Here is a 24,511-nt window from a genome sequence, read left to right on the forward strand (position 1 = left end):
CGCATGAAGTTTGAGGTTTTGATTTTGGGGAATAGCTCCGCTACGCCGATGTACGAACGTCATCCTTCGAGTCAACTCCTCAATTTTAATGAACAGTTTTTTCTGATCGATTGTGGAGAAGGCACACAGATGCAACTATTCCGCTACGGTATCCGTAGTAATCGCATAGGCCATATATTTATCAGTCACCTGCATGGTGATCATTATCTGGGACTTGTAGGTCTACTGTCTTCTATGCATTTAGTGGGCCGCAAGTCGGATCTGCATTTATATGGCCCGGCACCTTTGAAAGAGATCCTGGATGTGCAGTTCAGACATTCTGATACACAATTACGGTACAATCTGATCTTTCATGCCACGAATCCGGATAAAGAAGAAGTTATTCTGGAAACTGCTGCCTTCAAAGTAAGTACATTTCCACTTACACACCGCATTCCCTGCACAGGATTCCGGTTTGATGAAGGCAAACGTTCACCATCTATAATAGGAGAGCTGGTAGAGCAGTTGAATATTCCTAAACAATACATAGGTGGAATAAAAAGAGGGCTTGATTACACTGCCCCTGATGGAAAAGTATATAAAGCTACTGATCTGACTATACCAGCACCTCCGTCAAGAAGCTATGCTTATTGTTCGGATACTGTACGTGTACCTGACTATCTGGCTGCGATCAGCAATGTAGATCTGTTGTATCACGAATCCACTTTTTTGCATGAAATGGTCGAAAGGGCCAAAGAAACACTGCATACAACTGCTCAGGAGGCAGCTGAAATAGCGAAAGAAGTTGGCGCACATAAATTACTTCTGGGGCATTACTCTGCAAGATATCGTGAATTACAGCCACTATTAGAGGAAGCACAACACATTTTTAAGAATACTCAGCTTTCTGTTGAAGGTAAATGGTTTTCTGTGTAGTGTTTTTGTGAATTTTTCCTCATATTTACGGCTCTAATTTTTTTAAAATGGATAATCCATTCAACTTAACCGACTTACTACGGGATAATATCAAAAATCTCGTACCTTATTCTTCTGCCAGAGATGAATTTAAAGGAGAAGCATCTATCCTGATTGATGCCAATGAAAATGCCTTTGGATCACCTCTGAATCATAATTACAACCGTTATCCCGATCCGTTGCAGCATCAGGTGAAAGATAAACTTTCGCATATAAAAGGCGTTCCTTCAGCAAATATGTTTTTAGGAAACGGGAGCGATGAAGCTATCGATATTTTATTCCGCGCATTCTGCCGTCCGGGTGTAGATAATGTCATTCTTGTTCCGCCCACTTACGGAATGTATGAAGTATCTGCCAATATTAATGATGTGGCTTTCAAAAAAGTCAATCTGACTAAAGAGTATCAGCTGGATCTGGATGGTATACAGGAGGCTGTAGATGCTTATACCAAGCTTATTTTTATCTGTTCACCAAACAATCCGACAGGAAATGCTATTAACCGTAAGGATATCGAGTTGATTCTGAATAACTTTCACGGGATTGTAGTAGTAGATGAGGCATATATTAATTTTTCGCAGACCCGATCATTTACACAGGAGCTTGCAGAATATCCTAATCTTGTTGTCCTGCAGACGCTTTCCAAAGCCTGGGGGCTGGCTGCATTACGTCTTGGAATGGCTTTTGCCAGTAAAGAGATTATTGAGGTATTCAATAAAATAAAACCGCCGTATAATATTAATCAGGCGACACAAGATATTGTTCTGGAGGCTCTCGATCAGGTTGATCAGGTAAATGCGTGGATTAAAGAAACAGTCTCAGAACGTGAATTGTTGGTGAAAGAACTCGTTAAGATCGGATATGTACAATATATCACTCCATCTGACGCTAACTTTATCTTAGTCAGAATGGATGATCCGAGAGGTCTATATACTTATTTAGTAAAACACGGTATCATTGTGCGCGACCGTTCCAAAGTAGAACTATGTGAAGGGTGCTTACGTATTACTGTAGGTACTCCTGATGAAAATAAAATACTATTAGAAAAAATGACTGCTTTTGCAGGCTAATTATATAATCATGCCAAACCATATCAAGCGCGTACTATTTATCGATCGTGACGGAACATTGATTCTGGAGCCTGAAGATGAACAAATTGACTCTTTTGCTAAATTGAAATTTTATCCCGGAGCATTACAGTATCTGCCTCGTATTGCTAAAGAACTGGACTATGAACTGGTTCTTGTGACCAATCAGGATGGACTGGGAACAGATTCGCATCCGGAAGCTAATTTCTGGCCTGTGCATCAGCTGGTGACAGATACTTTTGCCGGAGAAGGAGTGGTTTTTGCAAAAGAACATATTGACCGTACTTTCCCACATGAAAATGCAGCCACCCGCAAACCGGGAATTGGCATGCTATTGGATTATTTTGATCCGGAGAAATATGATTTACAGCATTCATTTGTAATTGGTGATCGTGTAAATGATGTGAAACTGGCTCAGAATCTGGGAGCAAAAGCTATCTGGCTACGTGCGAATGATAATCTTGGTGTTGCTGAGAATCTGCAAATAGAGGCGAGTGCAGTTGCTCTGGAAACCAAAGACTGGAAAACGATATACGAATTCCTTAAATTGGGTTCAAGAACGGGAGAACATCACCGTAAGACTAATGAAACAGATATTTATATCCATCTCAATCTGGATGGATCAGGTAAGTCAGATATCGATACCGGATTACCATTTTTTGATCATATGTTGGATCAGATTGCCCGTCACGGAGCGATCGATCTTACTATAAAAGCGAAAGGAGATCTGCATATAGATGAGCATCATACCATAGAAGATACAGGGATTGCTTTGGGAGAAGTCTTTTTAAAGGTATTGGGTGATAAGCGTGGTATTGAACGATATTCCTATACTTTGCCCATGGATGATTGCCTGGCTCAGGTGGCGCTGGATTTTGGGGGACGCAACTGGATTGTCTGGGATGCCACATTCAACAGAGAGAAAATAGGGGACATGCCTACAGAAATGTTTTTCCATTTCTTTAAGTCATTCTCTGATGCATCCAGATCTAATCTCAATATCAAAGCTGAGGGTGAGAATGAACATCACAAGATTGAAGCGATCTTCAAAGCATTTGCTAAATCAATCAAAAAGGCAGTGCGTCGTGATGCGGATAACATGCAGTTACCAAGCACTAAAGGTGTTTTGTAGAATTATAAATAAGGGATCTGAACGGTACAGAATAGGTATTTCTTCTGTCTGATCAGCCTTAATCATTAAAGATATGATAGGAATTATCAATTACGGAGCGGGGAATATATTTTCATTGACAGCGGCATTAGACAGGGTTGGACTTTCGTATATGATGATCAATCTGCCTGAAGAGATCGATCAGTGTGATCGTATTATTATCCCGGGGGTAGGGCATGCCGGCGCTGCTATGCAGAAGCTGCGGGAATCGGGCTTATCTGAATATATCCATACCATCAAGAAACCTGTACTGGGGATATGTGTTGGTATGCAACTGATGACCGATTTTTCGGAAGAAGGTAATGCCGAACTCCTGAAGATTGTGCCGATACAAACGTTACATTTTAAAGAACGGATAGCACAGAAGGTTCCGCATATGGGCTGGAATAGCATCTCTCCGTCTGCAGGTCATCCGTTATTCCTCCATATTGAAGATAATGCGTATTTTTACTTCGTACATTCGTATTTTATTGAATATCATGAAGATTATACCATTGCAAAATGCGATTATGATGTTCCGTTTTCGGCAGCAATGTCAAAAGGAAACTTTTATGGAGTCCAGTTTCACCCGGAAAAATCGGGTAAGGCCGGAGAGCAGTTATTATTGAATTTTTCAAAGATAAATTAGAAACAAAATATTTTACTATGTATATCATACCAGCAATCGATGTATTGGACAAAAAAGTAGTTCGTCTACGCGAAGGAAATTATGACGATGTAACGACTTACGATATAAGCCTTGAAGAACAAATAGACAGATACCATGCAAATGGTACTGAATTGGTGCATATCATCGATCTGAATGGTGCAAAAGGAGATTTCAGTAACCAGGAGTATTTATTTAATATCATCCGTAAAACTGAAATGAAGATTCAATACGGAGGTGGAGTCCGTAGCATCGAAAAAGTAAAAGAACTGATTGACGCAGGTGTATATCGTGTCATCGTAGGTACACAGGCAATCACTAATCCTGAATTCCTGGAAGAGTTGAGTACGCTTAATGAGGGTAAAATAAAGTATGCAGATCATATCGTGATAGCGATAGATGTGCTGGATGAGGTGATCAAGTATTCGGGATGGTTAGAAAGCTCGCCTATCAAACTGATTGAATATATTGATAAGTGTCTGGCTTTAGGTTTTTACCGTTTTCTGTGTACAGATATCAGCAAGGACGGCAAGTTAGGCGGTGCAGGTGTAGAATTGTATAAGAAACTTTTGGATCATTCGCCTATTATCAAACTTATCGGTTCAGGAGGTATCAGCTCCATGGACGATATCCGCAAATTGCAGGAATTGGGAAGAATGGAATCCTGTGTGGTAGGAAAAGCTATTTATGAAAATCGTATTTCGATCGAAGAGATTCAGGATTGGAATTTGAAATCTTTAATAAGCTTTTAATACATGTTAGCAAAGCGAATCATTCCTTGTCTGGATGTGAAAGACGGTCGGACGGTGAAAGGGGTCAACTTTGTTGATCTGCGGGATGCGGGTGATCCTGTGGAGCTGGCGTATGCGTATTCTGAACAGGGGGCTGATGAATTGGTCTTTCTTGATATTACGGCTACACATGAAGGCCGCAAAACGACTATAGATTTAGTAAAAGCGGTGGCCAGACAGGTAAATATTCCTTTTACTATTGGTGGCGGAATCAATGAGATCCGTGATGCAGAAATCCTGTTAAATTCGGGAGCAGATAAGATTTCGATTAATTCAGCAGCAGTACGTCGTCCGGAGTTAATCAATGAGATGTCGGCTGCTTTCGGAGCTCAATTTGTGGTCGTAGCAGTAGATACCAGACATACAGAAGGTCAGAATTTTGTGCATCTCAGCGGTGGCCGGATCAAAACGGAAATCCAGACAGAAGACTGGATTCGTGAAGCTCAGGACAGGGGAGCAGGTGAAATACTGTTGACTTCAATGGATCATGACGGTACTAAAAACGGATTTGATTGTTCATTTCTGAAAAAAATTAATGCGATGATCGGGATTCCACTGATTGCATCGGGTGGAGCCGGGAATCAGGAACATTTTACAGAAGTGTTTCAACAGACGGGAGTTGACGCTGCATTGGCAGCTTCGGTTTTCCATTATGGAGAGATTTTGATTCCGGAATTGAAAAATACGTTAAGAGCCAACGGCATTACAGTCCGGTAAAATAATAATACAGAAATTAAAAGCAGAAGATATGGGTACTATTTATTCCAGGAGACCCGACTTTATCCGTTCTGCTTTTTAATTTTAACTTTTTAAAATAAAAGATGCTAGATTTTTCTAAAAGTGACGGACTTGTTCCGGTCATAGTACAAGATACACAGACATTGGAAGTGCTGATGTTGGGGTATATGAATGAAGAGGCCTGGCAAAAGACGCAGGCAGAAAGAAAAGTAACTTTTTTCTCCAGAAGTAAGAACAGGCTCTGGACAAAAGGGGAGGAAAGCGGAAATTTTCTACATGTGATCAGTTATCATATTGACTGTGACCAGGATACACTGCTGATCAAAGCACGCCCTGACGGACCGACTTGTCATACAGGAAGCCGCAGTTGCTTTAAGACGCAATACGATCAGAATTTTTTATTTGAACTGGAACGTATTGTAAATAATCGTTTTGAGCATCCTTCTGATGAGTCCTATGTGAATCGTCTGCGTAGCAGAGGGATTAACAAGATTGCTCAAAAAGTAGGAGAAGAGGCTGTAGAGACTGTTATCGCAGCATTGACGGAGACAGACAAGGAATTTATTGATGAAACGTCAGACTTGTTATTTCATCTTATTGTATTGTTAAGAGAAAAAGGATTCTCACTGGAAACGATTGCTAAAAATCTGGAATCCAGACATCAATAAGCAAAGTTATCCTTACATGACATAATAGTCTTCAATGTGCCGTACATTTGTGTCCGGCACTTTTTTTATGAATAGAATATCTACGGAGTTGGCAACTGCGCTGACAGGACATCAAAATCAAATATTTGCGATTGAAAATGGTTTCTTTCCGCACACTTTATTTACCGCGGGTAATGACAAAGGAGTGGTGGAATGGGATCTGCAGGCTGGAGCATTTAAGCGTATTCTTTGTGCCGTAAGTTCGTCCGTATATTGTCTCTACCTTATTCCGGAGACAGCTTACCTTGCCATAGGACTTCGTGATGGGTCCATTATGATCGTAGATGTAGAGGCTCAGAAGCTGGTGGTGCGTCTTAAAGTTGACAAAGGAGCCGTGTTCAGCATTAAAGCCTTAACTCATAAAAAGGAATTAATTGCTGTAGGGGAAGATGGCCAGTTATATGTGTGGAATCTTCTTGATTTTAACTTAATATACCAGTTCAGGATATCAGAAACCATTATACGCGTTATTGCAGTGTCTGCGAATGAAAAACAACTTGCTTTTGGAGATAAGGCAGGTTACATCCATCTGTATGATGCTGAGGCCTATCATCTGATGGCTAAAGTGCAGGGGCACGATTTGCCTGTCACCTCTTTATCTTTTGATCCGGAAAGCCGGCATTTGCTTTCTGGTGGAAGAGACGCAAAACTGGTGGTCTGGAATATTGCGGATCTTTCTCAGCAACTGTCTTATATTCCGCATATGTTTACCGTGTACGGTATATTGTTTCACCCGACAGCACCTGTTTTTGCAACAGTCAGCAGGGATAAAACATTTAAAATATGGGATAAAGATACCTATGGACTTCTGAAAAATGTGAGTCGGGATAAAGGGTATGAAAGTCATCACCTGTCTATAAATGTAGGCTTGTGGACAGCAGACAGCGAGTATTTTATTACAGGAGGAGATGATAAAATTGTACGTATCTGGAAAGTAGATATTTAATTACAAATATCTGCTTCTGTAAAGAATCGTTAAATTTTTTAAATGTTTTTGGTTAGATTTGGTTTGTTAGAATTAGTACTAACCTAACCGGATTACTATGGAATATTTGGCGTTTGCCTTAATTGTACTTGTTATTTATTCTATTATAAATACAAAAAATCAATTAAAGAGCCTTAACGAAGGGCTTTATAAATTTCAGGAGCATCAGTTTGAGCTTCAGAAAAAAATGGATCAGGTTATCGAGAAGCTGAATGAATCTGCTCTTCCTGTGGCTGCAGAATCTACTGCTTCTGCAGAAGAAATAGCTGAACCTCCAGTATTGCAGACACCTGAAGTCTATATCCCACCACCTATTCCTCAGGATATCAAGGAAAGTAGTACTGAACCTGCGTTGCCGGCGTTACCTCAGGAACCGGAAGAATTAACTGAGCGATATCAAGCAGGAAGTCTCGTGAATACTAATCCTGAACCTACTGATATATATATTCCAAATGAAGTTTCTGATTCTGTAAGTCCTGTTGAAGAGCAAGAGCCTGCCTTAAGCTGGTTTGAAAGATTCAAACAGAATAATCCTGATCTGGAAAAATTTATCGGAGAAAATCTGATCAACAAGATTGGTATCCTGATTCTGGTATTGGGGATCAGTTTCTTTGTCAAATTTGCGATTGACAGAGACTGGATCAATGAAGCCGGCCGTGTGGGTATTGGGATATTCTCCGGAGGACTCCTGATGGGGGTTGCGCACTTCTTACGCCGAAAATTTGCAGCTTTCAGTTCTGTATTTGTGGCAGGAGCGGTCAGCGTATTCTATCTGACGATTGGGATTGCATTCCATGATTATCATCTCTTCAGTCAATCGCTGGCATTCGGAATAATGGTGCTGATTACGGTATTCAGTATCTTTATATCACTGCTATATGATCGTCAGGAGCTTGCTATCTTATCTATTATCGGAGGATTTGCAGTTCCGTTTATGGTGAGTACCGGTCAGGGTAATTATCACGTACTCTTTACCTATCTTTCTATTCTGAACATAGGAATGCTGAGTGTATCCTATTTCAAGAGATGGAACTGGGTCAATTTTGTAGCTTTTGCAGCAACTTTTCTCATCTATGCCGGCTGGTATTTTCAAACGGATTTCGTAAAGGATGCCACTTATGCAGGGGCGTTTGGGTATCTGACGCTGTTCTTCCTTATTTTTAGTCTGGCCTTTATTATCAATAATGTAAGGTTCAAGAACAAGTTTACCAAGTGGGAGCTTATTATTATCCTGGCGAATACATTCCTGTATTTCAGTTTCGGGCTTGCCATTTTATCTGTTTGGAATTCGGAGTATAAAGGGCTGTTTTCTTTAATTCTGGCTGTATACAATCTTATTTTTGCGGTGACTATTTACCGCAAGTACAGATTGAGTGAAGAGATTGTCTATCTGTTGATTGGTCTGACTTTGCTGTTTGCCGTTGTGACCATTCCAATTCAGTTTAAAGGCAATTATATTACTGCTTTCTGGGCTTGTGAAGCCGTCATATTACTTTGGTTGGCCAAAAAATCGAAGTTTACCATATACTATGCATTCGGAATTATCCTGCAGGTGTTAGTTCTCTTCAGCTTATTTATAGACTGGACAATTGATTATGTTCCTTCCGATACGGTGATGCGGATCGGATTAAATGAAATATTCCTGACCGGACTCCTTGTCGTTGCTTCGTATTATGTATCCTATCGTTTATTTAAGCAAAGTGATGAAGTCGAACGTCTGAGCTTTAATGTGGATTTTAATCCTGTTGATTACCGGAGGATAGTAGCGTGTGTAGCCATTGCACTGAGTTACGTTGTTCTGATATTAGAAGTTTCTTATCAGGCCTCTAACCTAATGTCTAATGACGGGTCTGTAATGGCATGTATTGCCTTGACACATTTTGTATTTGCGACCGTACTGGTTTATTATGGGACTAAATCGAATACTCCTGTACTGCCTCGTATACTGTGCTATGCATTGGTCATACTAAATATAGCCGCATATTTAGTGTTTGTACACCGTATTCCTTTTATAGAAACATTGAACCGGCTGAATAAGGTAGAAGGCAGGTATCTTGCTTTCTTCTTACACTATCCGATTCTTATCTGTCTGATCTTTCAACTTTACCGGATGGTAAAAGATACTATATTAAATGTTGCCAGTACGTATTTCAGACATAAGTTGCTGGTGTGGCCACTTGTATTTGTACTGGTATTTATATGCAGTGTAGAGCTTAGCGTTCATACCCTTTCATTCGCTGAAACTTTTGGTATTTACCATGCACGTGAGAATATGGTATTCAAGGTTATGTTCCCTGTGGCATGGGGAGTACTTTCATTTGTATTTCTGATATTGGGGATCAAACAGGACTGGAGAATGTTGCGTATTGCAGCACTCTCATTACTCGGTGTAACTATTCTCAAGCTGTTTGTGTATGATATTAAGGATGTATCTGAGACGGGTAAGATTATAGCATTTATCCTGCTCGGTGTACTTATTCTGGTCATCTCTTTTGTGTACCAAAGAATTAAAAAACTAATTGTAGTCGATAATAAAGAACTCCCTTATGAAAAGAATAGTTAGTGTTTTTTTATGCAGTCTTTTAGCGGTTATCCAGGTGTATGGCCAGCAATACAGTGCCACATTAGAAGGAAACAAAAAAGAGGGATATTATCAGTTTAAAATTCCTGCGGGAATTCGTTCGATTATTGGTAATGATATCTCAAAAATCCGGATCAGAGATAACGGAGGTCAGGAAGTGCCGTTTGTGAAATTTGTAAATGCATCTGCGGGGGACAAATTTTTGCCTTTGACTATCGTCAAAAAAGAGATTATAGCGGATAGTGTGACAACTCTTATCATCCGGAATACAAAGCAGGAAACCTGGACTTCTCTGTCTTTACGAATTGCAAACAGCAATAGCAGCAAGCGGTATACACTGACAGGAAGTAATGACTCTGTGAATTGGTTCAGCCTTTCAGAGAATCAGTTGTTAGACAATCTTGTTGGATCAGGTCAGACTTTTAAAGATCAGGAAATTACTTTTCCATTGAATAACTACAGGTATCTGAAGATTATAATTTGGGATAAAGGCTCCAGTCCGATCAATGTGTTAGAGGTGGGACGTTATGAAAGCATCAAGACAGCCGCCACATATCAGCCTGTTCAGGGAGTTAAATTCGATATGAAGTCAGAAAATAAAAATTCTATTCTTCATGTGATGTTGCCTGACTTTCAGATTATTGATTATGTGTCTCTGTCTGTTTCTGATCCGAAATTATACCAGCGTAAAGTTGCTGTACTTGCCAGTCAGTTGGTGCAGGTGAAGCGTAACAGATGGGAGGATCAGCTCGTGGAGATCGGGCAGTATGAGTTGAGTCCGGCCAATACGCATATGGTTGTTCCGAGTCTGTTTGTAAAGGATTTTTATATTCAGATCGAGAATCTGGATAGTCCTCCTCTGCGAATTGACAGTATTTCTTTGGGACAAACTGCGTTAAATATTGTTACTAATCTTGCCGCCGGCAAGCAGTACAGTATCGTGATAGACTCTGCTTACAAGGCTCCGGATTATGATCTTTCTTTATTTAAGAATAATGCCAGTGATCAGCTTCCCGTATTGACGGTAAGCAAGTTGAAACCCATAAAACCGGGAAGCGGAGCTATTAAGAATGAAGCCTGGAAAAATACTTTTGGTAATATCCTGCTATGGGGAGGGATGGTCATCGCAATAATCGTGATATGCTATTTTGCCATCGGTTTCCTGAAAGATGTTAATAAGAAGTAAGATCCGAAATCAGAATCCGTTTATGTAAATACTCACGTCGGATTAAGCCGGTATAAAAGAAAGAACTTTCTCTAAATACACAGCATCTTCCTGATCGAATGAATTCAGGGTGTCACTATCTACATCAAGTACAGCAATAATTTTTCCGCCTACACGTACGGGTAGCACAATTTCTGATTTGGATAAGGAGCTGCATGCAATATGACCGGGAAATTTATCTACATCCGGAACAATAAGGGTTTGCTCTTCTGCCCAGGCTGTTCCGCAGACACCTTTTCCTTTCTTTATACGTGTACATGCTACGGGACCTTGAAACGGACCTAAAACTAATTCTTCACCTTCAACAAGATAAAATCCTACCCAAAAGAATCCGAACTGTTCTTTGAGTGCAGCGCTGATATTTGCAAGATTAGCAATCAGATTAGATTCTCCGCTAATTAAAGCCTCTATCTGAGGGATCAGTCCTTTATATTGTTCTGCTTTATTTCCTGTAAGTATATTCAGATCTTCTGCCATATTATTGTTGCTCCACAAGTATTGAATACTCGTCTTTGATTAAAGACAAGTATTCAAAATTACAAAATGTTTGGAGGAGTATTGGGTTTTCAAAATTAATATTTCAAGAGCATAGCTATATATTACTTTTTGTAATCCGTATATCGTGACCCTGTTTTCCGGTTAAAACTTATCCAGTCCAGTGATAGAGTTGCTTTTTTATCAGCAGCTGTATACACTAAGAATATGTCCGTTTTGCCTTTTGGCGGATTGATTTTGCAGGATAAGATCTGATATTGATTCGGGTCTTGACTTTTACTTGCAACGGGTTTTATTGTTCCGATCAACGGACCGCTTATGCTACCTGTACGTACTTCCAGTTTACCTTTTGGTGACAGACCGGCTAATTGTGCAGTAAACTGTTTATCGCTGCTGGTCATGTCCACATTTGCAAAACGAATCCAGCTTCCGTTACGCATTCCAGCAAGTTCAAAGCCACCATCAGCGGATGATTGTTTACGGGTCAGGCTGTCTTTTTCATAAAACCATTCTGCTTCTATTTTCGGCCAACCTGCATCATATTGTCCTACTCCGGCGGCAAAATGCTTGTCCAGAAATTCGGTGTCGGTAACAATAAGTCCCTGATCATCAAAGTGGCAATAGGTAATAATTGTAGCTCTGAATTTATATCCCGGTCGCAGGTAGTAACACCATACGTGGTAAAATTGTCCTTTCCACCAAAAAAAGCTGCTGTGTGCAAATTCGTCCAAATGATGCCCTTTACCTGTTGAACCTGCACCGGTATAAGGACCATAGATATTTTTAGAAACAGCGTAGTTGGTCCCCCAGCTCAGGTAGTAGGTATCTTTGTATTTGAAGATATAATTTTTGTCCATCCATACCGGAGCCCGTTCCCATTCTTTACCTGTGATGGTAATAGGTTTGGGTGTTTCGGCAAGGGATATCATATCATCATTGAGTCTTGCGATATGATAACCTCCGCCTTCTTTGTCGCCATACAGCAAATAGGGTGTTTTGTTTGGATCATCGTCTGTAAGGATAGTAGGATCGTGCATAGGTGCTACCAGAGGTTTGCCCAGTGCATCCACATATTTTCCACCGGGTGAATCGGCCTTCATTACACCTATACTTCTTTTTCTGTCCGAAAAATAGAAATAATATTTTCCGTTTCTTTCGGCGGCATCTCCTGCCCAGCAATCTGTAGAGTTGGCACCCATATAATTGTCTTTGGGCGAAATTACAGTTTCCAGCTTCCAGTTTACAAGATCAGACGTTGAAAATACCCGCCAGTCCTTCATTACCCAGGTAGCATCGGTAGGCTTGTCGTCATGTCCGGAGTACAGGTATATTTTGTTGTTAAAAACCCTTACATGAGGATCGGAAATACCCGGAATGCCGATGATTGGATTTTGTGCCAGTACTAAACTGCATGACAGCATACTGCACAGACAGATGAATGATCTGCTTAAAATGTTATTTTTTGCCATAAGGATCAATGGTTATGATACTGCCATCTTTGTTATATTTTAGTTCGGTTACTTTAATATTTCTTAAGTGGGTTTTACCTTTCGATAATTCGGTATCGTGATAATACAGCCACCATTTATTTTTAAATTCAACAATGGAGTGATGTGTTGTCCATCCTATTACAGGGAGTAAAATTACCCCTTTATAAGTAAATGGACCATATGGTGAATCACCGGTTGCATACACTAGTTTATGGGTATCGCCGGTGGAATAAGAAAAATAGTATTTCCCATTGTATTGGTGTAGCCATGAACCTTCAAAGAAACGTCTGTCGTGGTCGCCACTAAGTATCGTATTCCCCTTTTCATCAAGTATAACTACGTCTTTAGGCACTTCGCCAAGGTGTTTCATATCAGCACTTAGCTTCGCCACCTTAGCTGTAAGTGCCGGTTCGTCCTTCTGTTGTCCGTCTGCTTTATCAGAAATATTTTTGTTGAATTCACCACTTTTCCAGCGCTGTAGCTGTCCGCCATGAAGACCTCCAAAATAAAGATAAAAACTACCGTCACTGTCCTTAAACACTGCCGGGTCCATACTGTATGTTCCTTTTATCGGTTCTTTTTCAGCCTTAAACGGTCCTTCAGGACGTTCGGATGTGGCTACGCCAATGCGGAATATTCCTTCTTTATCTTTTAGAGGAAAATACAGGTAGTAGGTATTGTTTCGGTATGCAGCATCGGGTGCCCAAAGCTGTTTCCCTGCCCAGGGGATATTCTCTACGGATAGTGCTACACCATGATCGGTCACTTTTCCGGTAGGGCTATCCATGGATAACACATGGTAATCTTTCATCTGAAAATGATCTCCGTTGTCACTTTCCGCAACATGGGTTTCTATGTCATGGGAGCCATAGATGTATATTCTGTTATTAAAAACATGGGTAGAAGGATCTGCGGTGTACATATTTCTGACCAATGGCTTTGAAATAGCATTTTTAAAGGAATCCTGATCCGATTCTTTTTTCTGTGCAAAGGTCAGAAAGGGAAAACAGAATAATAAGGTAAACACATATAAGTGAATCCTTGTCTTTTGAAATGTCGTTTTTTTCATAATTATCTATTTTATAATATTAGATATTGATAAAAAAAGGCAAGTGCCGGTAAATTATCGGAAATATTAATTAGTGACTTTAAGAGATTTGTTTCCATAATCGAAATAATATTCAAAAGCTATTAGCGATGAATTTATTTCCCAATTTGAATACTTGCTTACGTAGTATCGGAAATTGTTATGGAAGATGGTTTGTTTTAATTGATATAGTTAATGCAACCGATTGCAATAATAAATTAAATATTACTTGAAAGCAAATTTTTATTACGAAAACGATTTAAATTTTGAGGATATTATCTGCTATGGAATCAGGTATAAATAAAAAGGGATTGCTACTATGTAACAATCCCTTTCTAATATTGATGTAATAATCGTTATTGGAACATCACTCTCAGATTGATACCAAAGTTGGTATAAGAAGTTGCGTAATTCTGAGAGGTATAAGGTCTTACAGAATTCGTATTCAGGAACAGACGTATGTTGTAGGTCTGATTCAGCATATAATCTAAGGTAGGATTGAAGCTGATACTTTTGTTACCTGTGGACACTTCCGAACGATTCAGGTCAGATCTGTAGACCAGTGTTTTACGATCATTGATCGCTACATCCAGTTTAAAATTAAGATCGTTATTCATTTTTCTGTCGCTGAACCAGCCGAATGGCAATCTGAAATTATTCTTTCTGAATCCAACCCCCAGCACAAATGCTTCTTCGGTCAAAATTGCCATCTGGCTATTCTGCAGACTGAAGTTTACATTTCGGTTTTTGCGGTATTCTGAAGTTGCTGATATGTTGTTTTTGAATCGGGCATCTAAACCTACCAAAGGCACAAACTGATCAATAATAGAGATCTGCTGGAACTGATTTTTCGGCAGGAAGTTATTATTAATATCTCTCTCCGAAGGTGCACCTGCGTTTTCTTCATAGCGTATCACTGAGCTGTACCCGCTGATTGTATATTGGGAAGCATAGCTGTGCAGAACTGTTAATGAAGAAAATACATCGCTCAATCCCGGTAGCTTGCCAAGTCCGTTGTAGCTGACACGCCAGTTAGGAAGTGGAGTACGTGGTATGCTGCTCAGCTTATTCTTGCTGACATCTTTTCCCAGGTAGGTAGATAAGAAGGCATTTACTACAACATCCTGTTGTGCTTTTCCGTAACCATCTGCATAGAAGTCTGCACTTTGTCCTACTGAGTTGGCATTGGTTTGTGCGAGACGCTGGGAAGCTACCATACGGCTTTCTTCAAACTTTTGGAACAGATCCTGATGATTTTTGAATGCGGTAGTGATGGCAATCTGCGTAATGCTGTAGTTACCGGTTGTGAATGGCGTAACACGTTCAAACGTTCCTGATCCCGAATTATACATTACTGTTGCTGTGTAATTGTAATTGTCTGTACGTGCTGCCGTAAGGTCAATACGAAGACCTTTTACAGGCTCGAGATTGGCAACCAGTGAAAGATTTTCTGCAAAAGAACGTGTAAACAGCTGCGTCTGCAGAGAGTCGGTTGATAGCCAGTTATTATTGATCGCTTTTTGAAGGATATCGCTTTGGCTACCGAACAGGAATCCCCAACCCGGAGCGTTGGCCTCAAAATCATATCCAAAAGCTTTTGTCTTCGGAAGATAGCCTGGCAAATACGTTCCCTCGATTTTAGTATAGGCTCCGTCAATCTTGCGTATAGATGTCAACAGCTGAATAAAGAAGGCTTTCGAACCTTTTGCATTCCGTCCGGAATTACGTCTGATAAAACCAAATTTATTATAGAGTCCAACCATATTTAATGATGGATTGATCTGTATTGTCCGGTTATTCTGTATACTGTTTCCTACGTTTATATCCGGACTGCGCAGTGATAACAGAGGTTCACTTTGCCATGTAAACTGTGCTCCATACCGGGTTATTACATTTACCCAATCCATGTAAGGTAGTTTGGAAACAGGCAAAGTGTAGGCTATATTCAACATGTGATTATAATCGGTGGTTCTGCCCATTTTCCAGAAGTTGTTCCACATGGTATCCCGTTTTATTCCATTCAAGCGACCATCCGGTTCATCAATGATGGAGTAGTTTGTCGCATTGAAATCCAGACGCAGGGATTTACTCAGGTCCCAGCTGATACCGTAAATACGGCTCATGTTGAAGTTTTTATTATACAATGTCGGCAACACATTATCGGAGGTATTATCCCGGATTGTATTTTCACTGTACACCCGGTTTACATCTATTCTGAAATTAATCAATGACGGAACAAGGTTGAAATTGATGTCTCTGATCAGTTTGAGGTGATCAGATTTAATTACATTTTTAAACGGTTCTATAAACTTAACAGAAGGGTTACTGTAATTGTAATCCAATGCTGCACGATAGTTGCGCTGAATCGAAGAGGCTACGGAGAAATCTCTGTGATTGTATGCGGAGTAAGCATATGTCGCACTGAAGTTCTCAATGTCCCATGGTCTGATCGGTTTTTCGTTGTTGGTTCTGATCTTGCGGACATTGGTCAGACTGAAACTTTTACGTGTTGTATAGTCCTGTACCAGTCTCATTAATGAATCCTGCTGATTACGAGACATAGTTGCTAATGCTGAGTTCAGTTCTATATCCGGATTCAACGGATTGTATTCCGGAGTAGATGTCTGTTTAGAATAACTGAAATAAAACGGAATGACAAGGCCGTAATTTCTTGGGAAGAATTTTCCCAGTTCAGCATTAGACATGATGTCAAAGTACATATCCTCAGAACGGCGGCGTTCATTCATTCTTTGAGATAGGAATCCGAATCCAATTGTAGATTTAGTTCCCGATACAGAGACGTTTGCAAAATCTGCAAGTTTCAGATTCAGGCGGGCTGTTGCTGCCCAGCCTCCTTTATCATCAAAGTCTGTAAGACGAAGTTCATTAAACCAGAATGATCCTGTAATGTTGCTTCCATCATCGGCTGAGTTACTGGTCGAGCTGCCTTTTAGAGGATTTCGCACCCCCATCATATAATAGCGGACTTTACTGATGTCCGGAGCTCCTAATACGACAATACGATTGTTGCCATCCATATATTCAAATGGTACATCCAGCGGCCATGGCTGGCCGTTTAGCGTAGCTTTGCTACGCGCCATCTTCGCATCCTGGAATAAACGAATCTGAATGTTCATCCGGTTTTCATTTGGCCAGATCAGATCCGGGGAGGTTGCACCATATGGAGTGACCGCTAACGGCATGTCGTATTCGTAATAGTTGTATTTATCATCAGTACCTACCCGCAGAAATGCGCGTGCATCTCCATTCTTGAGGTTCATTCCTTCCGCATGGATAAACATCTCAATACGGCCATATGGTCTGAAGTCATGAGAAGTTGTCTTGAATGTCCCGCGGCCGTATCCGTCACGTAGATTGATGACGTCTAAACTAAGTGCCTGTTCATTCAATCTTACATTATAATTATTGTTACTCCAATCTACCTGTCTGTTGATGCCCGGAGGCTGTATATAAGGAATAGGATCTCTTTTCCCGTTTTCTTCGACATTGATATTCGCTACATCAAAGATAGAATTATCTGAAGCAACGACACCCATGGAATAATCGCTGATGACTTTGGAAGGATTGTTTTCAGGATTATATCTTCTCCATTCTCCTTTTACAAACTGCAGTTTAGCGAGACGTACTATTGCGGTATCTGTAAAATTAGTCATGAAAGTACGGATGAAACGGATCGATTTGAAATCCTGTACATCTCCGAATTTGCTTTCATATTGTGTCAATGGTATGCGGAATTTATACCATTTGATATCCTGCTGCTGGCCATTCGCCAGGGTTACTTTTGTCGTCTGTTCATCTACGATATGATTTTGTCCTACGATCATATCCTGTTGTCTGATAGAGATACGGTACTGGTAGTATTCGTCGATCTCATTCATATTGTTATCACGGTTTACATCTTCGCCATCAGGAAGTAATGTACTGGCAGAGGTAGGCACGCCAAAGTCACGTTGTGACTGTTCATTTGTTTTGGAGTTACCGTCTACACCGTTGTAGCGTTGATATCTTTTCAATATACCTGCCGATTGCTGATCCATTTGCTGGCTGCGGAAGTACATATAGTTGTCACTGGAAGGGTCATTCTGTATCTCCGCTAGGGCAGCAGGATTTAATACCCCCTGAAGCTGAGATAAGAAGCTGCCGTGGAAGGAAGACTCGTCCGCATCACTCAGTCCATCCAGACCCACATCCTGACGTTCACGACTTTCATTATCGCTGTCGAATGCCTGAATAACCGGCTGATTTTTCGTAACACGTCCCCAGTTGGTCTGATCTACCTGAGACAGATCTCCTACCGGAGATAACGCATTTTCAAGGGACTTGCGGCCATCTTTTAGAATATCTTCTGAAATATTTCCTAAGTTAAAGTAAATGTCACCACCATCTTTATTCGGGTTTGTCAGGACAGGATCCATCATCCACATTTCTAAGAATTCAATATTCTGTGCTTCGAAATCGGTATTATCAATCTTTCTAAACATACCTCCCCAACGGCTTTTCGGATTGGCTAATGTTCCGTCAGCATTTACCCCTGAAGTTGTATAGTTATACGGACCTCTCAGATTAGGATAATAGGCAAAATCAAGGGTCTGCAACCAGTCATTTTGGCCGGAGCGTGTATCTTTATTTGGAAAAACCTCTTTTTCTCCAACTTCACGTACACGGTGGTCGCTTAGTTCTGCCGTTGTAATATTGGTTGGAGTCAGACTGTTATTACGGTAAAAAATAGGGTCAATATTATACACGGCCAGTAATGCACGATTGTATCCGTAACGGAGGTCGTCACTGAGATTAGATTCTGTAAACAGGCGTGGAGTTCCGGAGATTTGCCAGCTATATTGGTTTTTGAGATCAATGTAAGATACACTGTTTTCAAAATCATCTATATAAGTAGTTCCTGTTGTTCCGTTTTGAGTATCAAGTCCTTTCGGATGTCCGGGTATCAATTTTGCAAATTCCCCGTAGAAGGAAATGTTTGATTCCTCTTTGGTACTCAGGAATGGGAGTTTATCCACCATTCGGGTCAGCCATCTTGAAGGTGCATTATAGGTCAGATCGGCTCCCAACATGGTGTTGGACATTGGCTCTTCACCGATATTCACCTTTTCTGTCAAAGGTTTTTCCGTCAGATTCATAATCGTGGCACCTACCTGAAGCTGGTCATTCACGAGATAATCAAACCGTCCGCCCATCAGTGTCTTCTGCTGCAGATTGAACATGGCATCATCTTCCACCGTCACCCGTATGGGTTGACCCGAGAGCATCAGTGCTTCATTGAGTATACGCAGACGCCCTATCTCATAATCGATCGTATAGTCTACACCTTCCTGCAGAAGAGCTCCGCCGGCCATGACCTGAATGGATCCTCTTGTAATATTATAGGCTCCGATTTGGTATTCGGTACCCATTGCCGAATTGTATCTGCCTTTTATACGGTACCTGTTTTTATTCGGGAATTGCTGTTGAGCTATGACCTTGGTGGAATCGTATAATTCCGGATATGTATATTTATCAATCAGGGCTTGTTCAGATCCGGTAATAAACTGACTGGCCAGGTCTCTGCCGAAAGGTTCGACCACCGGAAATATCAGTTTTCCTTTTTTAGGTTCAATGGTAATGTTTTCCAGATAATCAAAATATCCGTCTGGAGATTGTGCCTGCTGCTGATTGAGGCGGTCAAGGCCTGTCAGTTCCAGCCATGTTTTTTCAGCCGTTCGCTGACCTTCATATATAGCCGGTCGTTCTGTTCCGGTTTCGTCTTCTGTACGGTAGATCTGCAGAATAAAGTTGGAATTGGAGACATTGTAAGCACCCAGAGCATAGATGTTTTTCATCATCAGATCCCATATAGGTAGTTTGGGTTTTAAGGTCTCATTCTTCAACAGTTTTGTATACAGCATCTTGGGATCGGATGGTGTCACCGGAATATCTGTACTGAATTCACCCACCTGATACTCTCTGCCATTAGCCGTATAGCGATAAGCTACGGAGAGCACCTGATCGGCATTGAGCGGAAGATTTAAGGAAATGTATCCGAGTTTTCTGTCTATAGTAAAGTCTCGGTTCTCAATCAGCTTACGGGCGTAAGTCATCTTGGCATAGTTGTCGTTCGCTCCCGAGCCGGCAAAGAAACTCTGTACAAATGTACCATTAGATTGACGTCCGTTATCGCCTAACAGAGACAACAGGTTGTTGGATACGGTTGCATTGTTTTCATTAGGAATACCAGTGGAGGGAAGTCTGGAACTTCCGGGGCTGATGAGATTATTATAGGGTTGATATTCTCCTAAATCCATCAGGGCCATGACATCACGGGCATCTTCATAGGAATTGGAACGGTTGCTCAGCCATACCTCCACCTGTGATATATTGATATTGGTATTGATAATAGGAGCAAGCGCCAGTGTACGGTTATAGTTTTCTCTGAAATATTGCGACAAGAAATAGTGCTGATTGGCTTCGTAGTTGTCAGCCTGTAAAGTGTATTCGCTTTCCTGTGCACCGTTTGTAATGGTTATCTCTTTTTGTCTGGAACGTTGCTGTGAGAGTAATCCGGTGAAGTTGAGGCGTCCGAACTGAAGCTGTGCCTTGACCCCGAATAAGGATTGTACCCCCTGAATCAATGTCGAATTCAAGGGCATGGAGACGTTACCAATTTCCAGCCGGCGTAAGATATCATCGTCTTTAGCAACATAGTCAAAACGAATCTGATTTTCAAAGTCGAACTGTGCTGTTGAGTTAAAATTGGCATTGATCTTTACGCGTGTGCCGATATGACCTGTAAGGTTCATATTGATCTGCTGGTCAAAATCAAATCCCCACTGTTTGCGTCTTGTCTCATCAAACATGGGATTCGCATTGTTATTATATTGCCCCATCAGGGTAATATCTGCGCTTCCACGTGGAATAAGATCGATTTTGTTTCCTCCGAAAATACGTTCAAAAGCCGGACTTTCGATTTCGATAACCGGAAACAGACGGCGGCGGCGTTCTTCTGCAAGATTCTTATCGGCTAACTCTTCCCAATAATTTTTCTGTGATCGCTTGGCTTCATAATCACGAAATTCAGGCAATGTCAGATAAAGTGGGGGACGATATTGTTTGGCTCCCAGATTTTCCTTGATGATATACTGGCCTGACTTGGTGTCATAAATAATTTCCCTTTTGATATTGTTGGGATGCTCCAGAGAAAACGGATTGTATTGTTTATGAATATTCAAAAACGGATGGTCCTTAAACCGGTAAGGAATAGCAGTAGAATCCTGCTCTTTTTGCGCAGGACGAATGGTTTGCCCATTTGTTTGCCCGCATAAAAAAAACAGGAAAATAGCAAAGATTAAAGCGTAAATGTTTGTCTTCAAATGGTAGCCGTTAAATTTTTCACAACAGATTAATTGATCTCGTTATATAACTATTATGCAAATATCAACTATTTTGTATAACAAAACAACCATTATATTCTTAGTTATGAGAAACATAATGAATAATAGGTATGTGGGTTTAATTAAGTGTAGAGATAGCTCTACAAACGCTTTAAGGCAAGTTTTATAAGTTGCTCGACGGATAAGTCAGGTTCAGTATTAATAATGGTGTTTAAAACCTTCTCTGCCTGGTTTTTAACAAATCCCAGCATAACGAGTGCGCTGAGTGCTTCTTCCGGAACGGATTGTTTACTTATCACAGGGGAGATGAGTGCGTCCGGGCCTTGTTTTTTGAGTTTATCCTGTAATTCCAGAATGAGGCGTTGTGCTGTTTTAGGACCGATTCCTTTTATTTTCTGGATCACTGCTACCTGTCCGTTGATAATGGCAGACTGAATTTCTTCAGGGGTAATAGAGGAGAGGATCATACGGCCTGTATTAGGACCGATACCGGATACGGAAATAAGATGTTCGAAAAGCTGGCGTTCGCCTTCGGTTGCAAAACCAAAAAGGGTCTGCGAATCTTCACGTACCTGGAATGAAATAAATAATTTACAGTTTTCCTGATCTTTGATCAGTGAAAAGGTGTTGAGTGAAATATGGATATAGTAGCCGATCCCGTTTACATCCAAAACGACATGGGTAGGGGCTTTAAAAACTAATTTACCGTTAAAATATTCGTACATATTCAAGTAAGATTCAAAAGTAAAAACCTAAAGGTATGTTTTTAATCTTCCATATTCAAAAGGAATGGAGTCTGCCTGCCGTTTGTAAGTCCTTACAGCAGGCAGTCTCCATCAGTTATATTATTGTCTGCCTTTCTGGTAAGACTGTACGTCTACTACGGCAATAGTGACCATATTAACAATCTCACGGACAGAACTGTCCAGTTGTAATACATGTACTGGTTTGTTCATTCCTAATAAAATAGGACCGACCGCTTCTGCATTTCCAATCTCCTGAAGCAGTTTGTAAGCGATGTTTCCAGATTCCAGATTAGGGAAAACCAAGGTATTAGCTGCATGACCGTTTAAATTGCTGAACGGGAAATTTGCTGTGAGCATTTCCGGATTCATAGCAAAGTTGGCCTGTAAGTCACCATCTACGATGATGGACGGATATTGATCGTGCAGTAACTGTGCTGCTTTACGAACTTTCTGAGGCGTTTTGCCATCGTTAGACCCAAAGTTAGAGTATGATAATAATGCGATACGTGGCTCAATACCCATCTTACGTATAGCTTTGTCCAGTAATACTGTGATATCCACTAATTCTTCCGCACAAGGATCTACATTTACAGTCGTATCTCCGAAGAAAACTGGTCCTTTTTCAGTCAGCATCATATACATCCCTGCGATCTTGCTGCCAGGCTGTGCACCAATAACATGAAGAGCAGGTCTGATGGTCTTCGCATAATTCTTAGTCATACCCGAGATAAGCGTATCTGCTTCTCCAAATTCGACCAGACTTGCTCCGAAGTAATTGCGATCCAGTAACATTTTTTCAGCATCCAGTCTGGAAAGACCGCGACGTTGTCTTTTCTTATACAGGTGATCCGCAAATTTCTGATAACGCTCAGATTCGATTTCTTCTACAGGATCTATGATTTCCACACCTTCCAGTTCCAATGCATAATCATCAATCAATTTGTTGATTTTTGCTTTTTTACCTAATAAGATCGGAATTGCAATACCTTCTTCTTTGACGATCTGTGCTGCACGAAGAATTTTGTAATTATCTGCTTCCGCAAATACAACGCGTTTAGCATCACGTTTGGCCACCATGGTCAGATCGCGCATAATGCGGTCATCTTTACCCATGCGCTGGCGCAAATCTTCTTTATATTTATCCCAGTCTGTGATTGGCAAACGGGCTACACCTGATTCGATTGCTGCTTTAGCGACAGCTACCGAAACTTCTGTAATCAATCTTGGATCGTTTGGTTTTGGAATGATATAGTCTATACCAAATTTCAAATTATTAGCATTGTACGCCTGGTTTACTGCTTCCGGAACAGACTGTTTTGCCAGATCAGCAATCGCTTTTACAGCGGCAATTTTCATTGCTTCATTGATACCTGTTGCTCTTACGTCCAGTGCACCACGGAAGATATAAGGGAATCCAAGTACATTGTTTACCTGATTAGGATAATCCGAACGGCCTGTACCCATGATAATATCTGAGCGTGTCGCTACAGCCAGATCATATGCGATTTCCGGATTCGGATTAGCCATTGCCAATACGATCGGTTTATCTGCCATGGATAACAGCATTTCTTCTGTCATCACATCTGCTGCAGAAAGACCGATAAATACATCCGCATCTTTTAATGCATCTGCTAATGTATGGATATCACGGTCTGTAGCAAATTCTGCTTTCATTTTATCCAGATTTTCACGATCGCTGCGGATTACACCTTTACTGTCCAGCATCACGATGTTCTCTTTCTTAGCACCTACAGACATATACATACCTGTACAAGAGATCGCTGCTGCTCCGGCTCCGTTAACCACGATTTTTACTTCTGAAATATCTTTGTGCTGTAATTCACAAGCATTAATCAGAGCTGCACCAGAAATGATGGCTGTACCGTGTTGATCATCATGCATAACAGGAATTGACATTTCTGCTTTCAGGCGTCTTTCGATCTCAAAACATTCAGGTGCTTTGATATCTTCCAGATTGATTCCTCCGAAAGTAGGTTCCAGTGCTTTTACGATATTGACAAACTCATCTACATTTTTGGTGTCCAGCTCGATGTCAAAAACATCAATGTCAGCAAATATCTTGAACAACAGTCCTTTACCTTCCATTACTGGTTTTCCGGCTTGTGCTCCGATGTCTCCCAGACCTAATACTGCAGTACCATTGCTGATAACCGCAACAAGGTTTCCTTTTGCTGTATATTTATACGCATCTTCTTTGTTAGCAGCGATAGCCAGACATGGCTCAGCTACACCCGGAGAATATGCTAATGATAGGTCTCTCTGTGAATTAGTAGGTTTTGTAGGCACTACCTCGATCTTGCCCGGACGTCCTTTTGAATGGTAGTTTAAGGCTTCCTGCTTGCGATTAATTTTACTCATTATACACTATACTTATTTCAGTTATTTA

The 24,511-nt window shown here is 40.8% G+C and carries 16 protein-coding genes; 10 read left to right on the top strand and 6 right to left on the bottom strand.

All coding sequences use genetic code 11. From position 1 onward, the window contains the following. Window positions 1-3: 3 nt before the first annotated feature. From B4B65_RS03660 to B4B65_RS03705, 10 genes are all read left to right on the top strand, one after another. A complete protein-coding gene (locus B4B65_RS03660) occupies window positions 4-915 on the top strand; it encodes a ribonuclease Z (RefSeq protein WP_293913409.1) in 912 nt (303 codons plus the stop codon). A 47-nt stretch (window positions 916-962) separates the two neighbouring features. Beyond that, window positions 963-2,021 carry a histidinol-phosphate transaminase gene (hisC, locus tag B4B65_RS03665; protein ID WP_293913411.1) on the top strand — a complete coding sequence of 353 codons (1,059 nt, stop codon included), beginning with the start codon at window positions 963-965 and terminating at the stop codon, window positions 2,019-2,021. Window positions 2,022-2,031: 10 nt separating this feature from the next. Further along, window positions 2,032-3,171, top strand: a complete 1,140-nt coding sequence (hisB, locus tag B4B65_RS03670) for a bifunctional histidinol-phosphatase/imidazoleglycerol-phosphate dehydratase HisB (protein ID WP_293913413.1) — start codon at window positions 2,032-2,034, stop codon at window positions 3,169-3,171. A gap of 73 nt (window positions 3,172-3,244) precedes the next feature. After that, on the top strand, window positions 3,245-3,838 hold the full coding sequence (hisH, locus tag B4B65_RS03675) for an imidazole glycerol phosphate synthase subunit HisH (RefSeq protein WP_293913415.1): 594 nt from the start codon (window positions 3,245-3,247) through the stop codon (window positions 3,836-3,838). A gap of 17 nt (window positions 3,839-3,855) precedes the next feature. Then, on the top strand, window positions 3,856-4,608 hold the full coding sequence (locus B4B65_RS03680) for a HisA/HisF-related TIM barrel protein (RefSeq protein WP_002997169.1): 753 nt from the start codon (window positions 3,856-3,858) through the stop codon (window positions 4,606-4,608). A 3-nt stretch (window positions 4,609-4,611) separates the two neighbouring features. Then, window positions 4,612-5,364 (top strand): imidazole glycerol phosphate synthase subunit HisF, encoded by a 753-nt coding sequence (hisF, locus tag B4B65_RS03685; RefSeq protein WP_201681528.1) that lies wholly within the window; start codon window positions 4,612-4,614, stop codon window positions 5,362-5,364. Window positions 5,365-5,468: 104 nt separating this feature from the next. Beyond that, window positions 5,469-6,053, top strand: coding sequence for a bifunctional phosphoribosyl-AMP cyclohydrolase/phosphoribosyl-ATP diphosphatase HisIE (gene hisIE, locus B4B65_RS03690; RefSeq protein WP_293913418.1), 585 nt, complete (start codon window positions 5,469-5,471; stop codon window positions 6,051-6,053). Window positions 6,054-6,120: 67 nt separating this feature from the next. Next, entirely contained in the window at window positions 6,121-7,038 is a 918-nt protein-coding gene (locus B4B65_RS03695) for a WD40 repeat domain-containing protein (protein ID WP_293913420.1), read from the top strand. Window positions 7,039-7,135: 97 nt separating this feature from the next. Next, window positions 7,136-9,640: a DUF2339 domain-containing protein gene (locus B4B65_RS03700; RefSeq protein ID WP_293913422.1), complete on the top strand. Its 2,505-nt coding sequence runs from the start codon at window positions 7,136-7,138 to the stop codon at window positions 9,638-9,640. Continuing rightward, window positions 9,624-10,844, top strand: coding sequence for a DUF3999 family protein (locus tag B4B65_RS03705; protein WP_293913424.1), 1,221 nt, complete (start codon window positions 9,624-9,626; stop codon window positions 10,842-10,844). Before B4B65_RS03700 ends, B4B65_RS03705 begins: the two co-directional genes overlap by 17 nt. Before the next feature lie 42 nt (window positions 10,845-10,886). On the opposite strand, the gene B4B65_RS03710 is transcribed toward B4B65_RS03705, so the two are convergent. The 6 genes from B4B65_RS03710 to B4B65_RS03735 all read right to left on the bottom strand — a co-directional run bounded on the left by B4B65_RS03710 (window position 10,887) and on the right by B4B65_RS03735 (window position 24,483). Next, window positions 10,887-11,360, bottom strand: coding sequence for a GAF domain-containing protein (locus B4B65_RS03710; RefSeq protein WP_293913426.1), 474 nt, complete (start codon window positions 11,358-11,360; stop codon window positions 10,887-10,889). Between the two features lie 122 nt (window positions 11,361-11,482). Beyond that, window positions 11,483-12,847 carry a family 43 glycosylhydrolase gene (locus B4B65_RS03715; RefSeq protein WP_293913428.1) on the bottom strand — a complete coding sequence of 455 codons (1,365 nt, stop codon included), beginning with the start codon at window positions 12,845-12,847 and terminating at the stop codon, window positions 11,483-11,485. After that, window positions 12,834-13,937, bottom strand: a complete 1,104-nt coding sequence (locus B4B65_RS03720; protein ID WP_293913430.1) for a glycoside hydrolase family 43 protein — start codon at window positions 13,935-13,937, stop codon at window positions 12,834-12,836. The genes B4B65_RS03715 and B4B65_RS03720 overlap by 14 nt, the downstream gene beginning before the upstream one ends. A 374-nt stretch (window positions 13,938-14,311) precedes the next feature. Further along, window positions 14,312-21,337: a cell surface protein SprA gene (gene sprA / locus B4B65_RS03725; RefSeq protein ID WP_293913432.1), complete on the bottom strand. Its 7,026-nt coding sequence runs from the start codon at window positions 21,335-21,337 to the stop codon at window positions 14,312-14,314. A 161-nt stretch (window positions 21,338-21,498) separates the two neighbouring features. Then, the gene (gene ruvA, locus B4B65_RS03730; protein ID WP_201681539.1) at window positions 21,499-22,083 is read right to left on the bottom strand and encodes a Holliday junction branch migration protein RuvA; all 585 of its coding nucleotides are present in this window, start codon (window positions 22,081-22,083) and stop codon (window positions 21,499-21,501) included. A gap of 120 nt (window positions 22,084-22,203) precedes the next feature. Continuing rightward, window positions 22,204-24,483, bottom strand: a complete 2,280-nt coding sequence (locus B4B65_RS03735; protein ID WP_201681540.1) for an NADP-dependent malic enzyme — start codon at window positions 24,481-24,483, stop codon at window positions 22,204-22,206. Window positions 24,484-24,511: the final 28 nt, after the last annotated feature.

Source organism: Sphingobacterium sp. UBA5789 (genome assembly GCF_002418355.1).
Lineage (GTDB): Bacteria > Bacteroidota > Bacteroidia > Sphingobacteriales > Sphingobacteriaceae > Sphingobacterium.

Coding starts and splice junctions, on each gene's coding strand:
- hisB (WP_293913413.1), top strand. CDS start 2,032: ATGCCAAACCATATCAAGCGCGTACTATTTATCGATCGTGACGGAACA.
- B4B65_RS03720 (WP_293913430.1), bottom strand. CDS start 13,937: ATGAAAAAAACGACATTTCAAAAGACAAGGATTCACTTATATGTGTTT.
- B4B65_RS03660 (WP_293913409.1), top strand. CDS start 4: ATGAAGTTTGAGGTTTTGATTTTGGGGAATAGCTCCGCTACGCCGATG.
- hisH (WP_293913415.1), top strand. CDS start 3,245: ATGATAGGAATTATCAATTACGGAGCGGGGAATATATTTTCATTGACA.
- hisC (WP_293913411.1), top strand. CDS start 963: ATGGATAATCCATTCAACTTAACCGACTTACTACGGGATAATATCAAA.
- B4B65_RS03700 (WP_293913422.1), top strand. CDS start 7,136: ATGGAATATTTGGCGTTTGCCTTAATTGTACTTGTTATTTATTCTATT.
- B4B65_RS03680 (WP_002997169.1), top strand. CDS start 3,856: ATGTATATCATACCAGCAATCGATGTATTGGACAAAAAAGTAGTTCGT.
- hisIE (WP_293913418.1), top strand. CDS start 5,469: ATGCTAGATTTTTCTAAAAGTGACGGACTTGTTCCGGTCATAGTACAA.
- B4B65_RS03735 (WP_201681540.1), bottom strand. CDS start 24,483: ATGAGTAAAATTAATCGCAAGCAGGAAGCCTTAAACTACCATTCAAAA.
- ruvA (WP_201681539.1), bottom strand. CDS start 22,083: ATGTACGAATATTTTAACGGTAAATTAGTTTTTAAAGCCCCTACCCAT.
- B4B65_RS03710 (WP_293913426.1), bottom strand. CDS start 11,360: ATGGCAGAAGATCTGAATATACTTACAGGAAATAAAGCAGAACAATAT.
- B4B65_RS03705 (WP_293913424.1), top strand. CDS start 9,624: ATGAAAAGAATAGTTAGTGTTTTTTTATGCAGTCTTTTAGCGGTTATC.
- hisF (WP_201681528.1), top strand. CDS start 4,612: ATGTTAGCAAAGCGAATCATTCCTTGTCTGGATGTGAAAGACGGTCGG.
- B4B65_RS03695 (WP_293913420.1), top strand. CDS start 6,121: ATGAATAGAATATCTACGGAGTTGGCAACTGCGCTGACAGGACATCAA.
- B4B65_RS03715 (WP_293913428.1), bottom strand. CDS start 12,847: ATGGCAAAAAATAACATTTTAAGCAGATCATTCATCTGTCTGTGCAGT.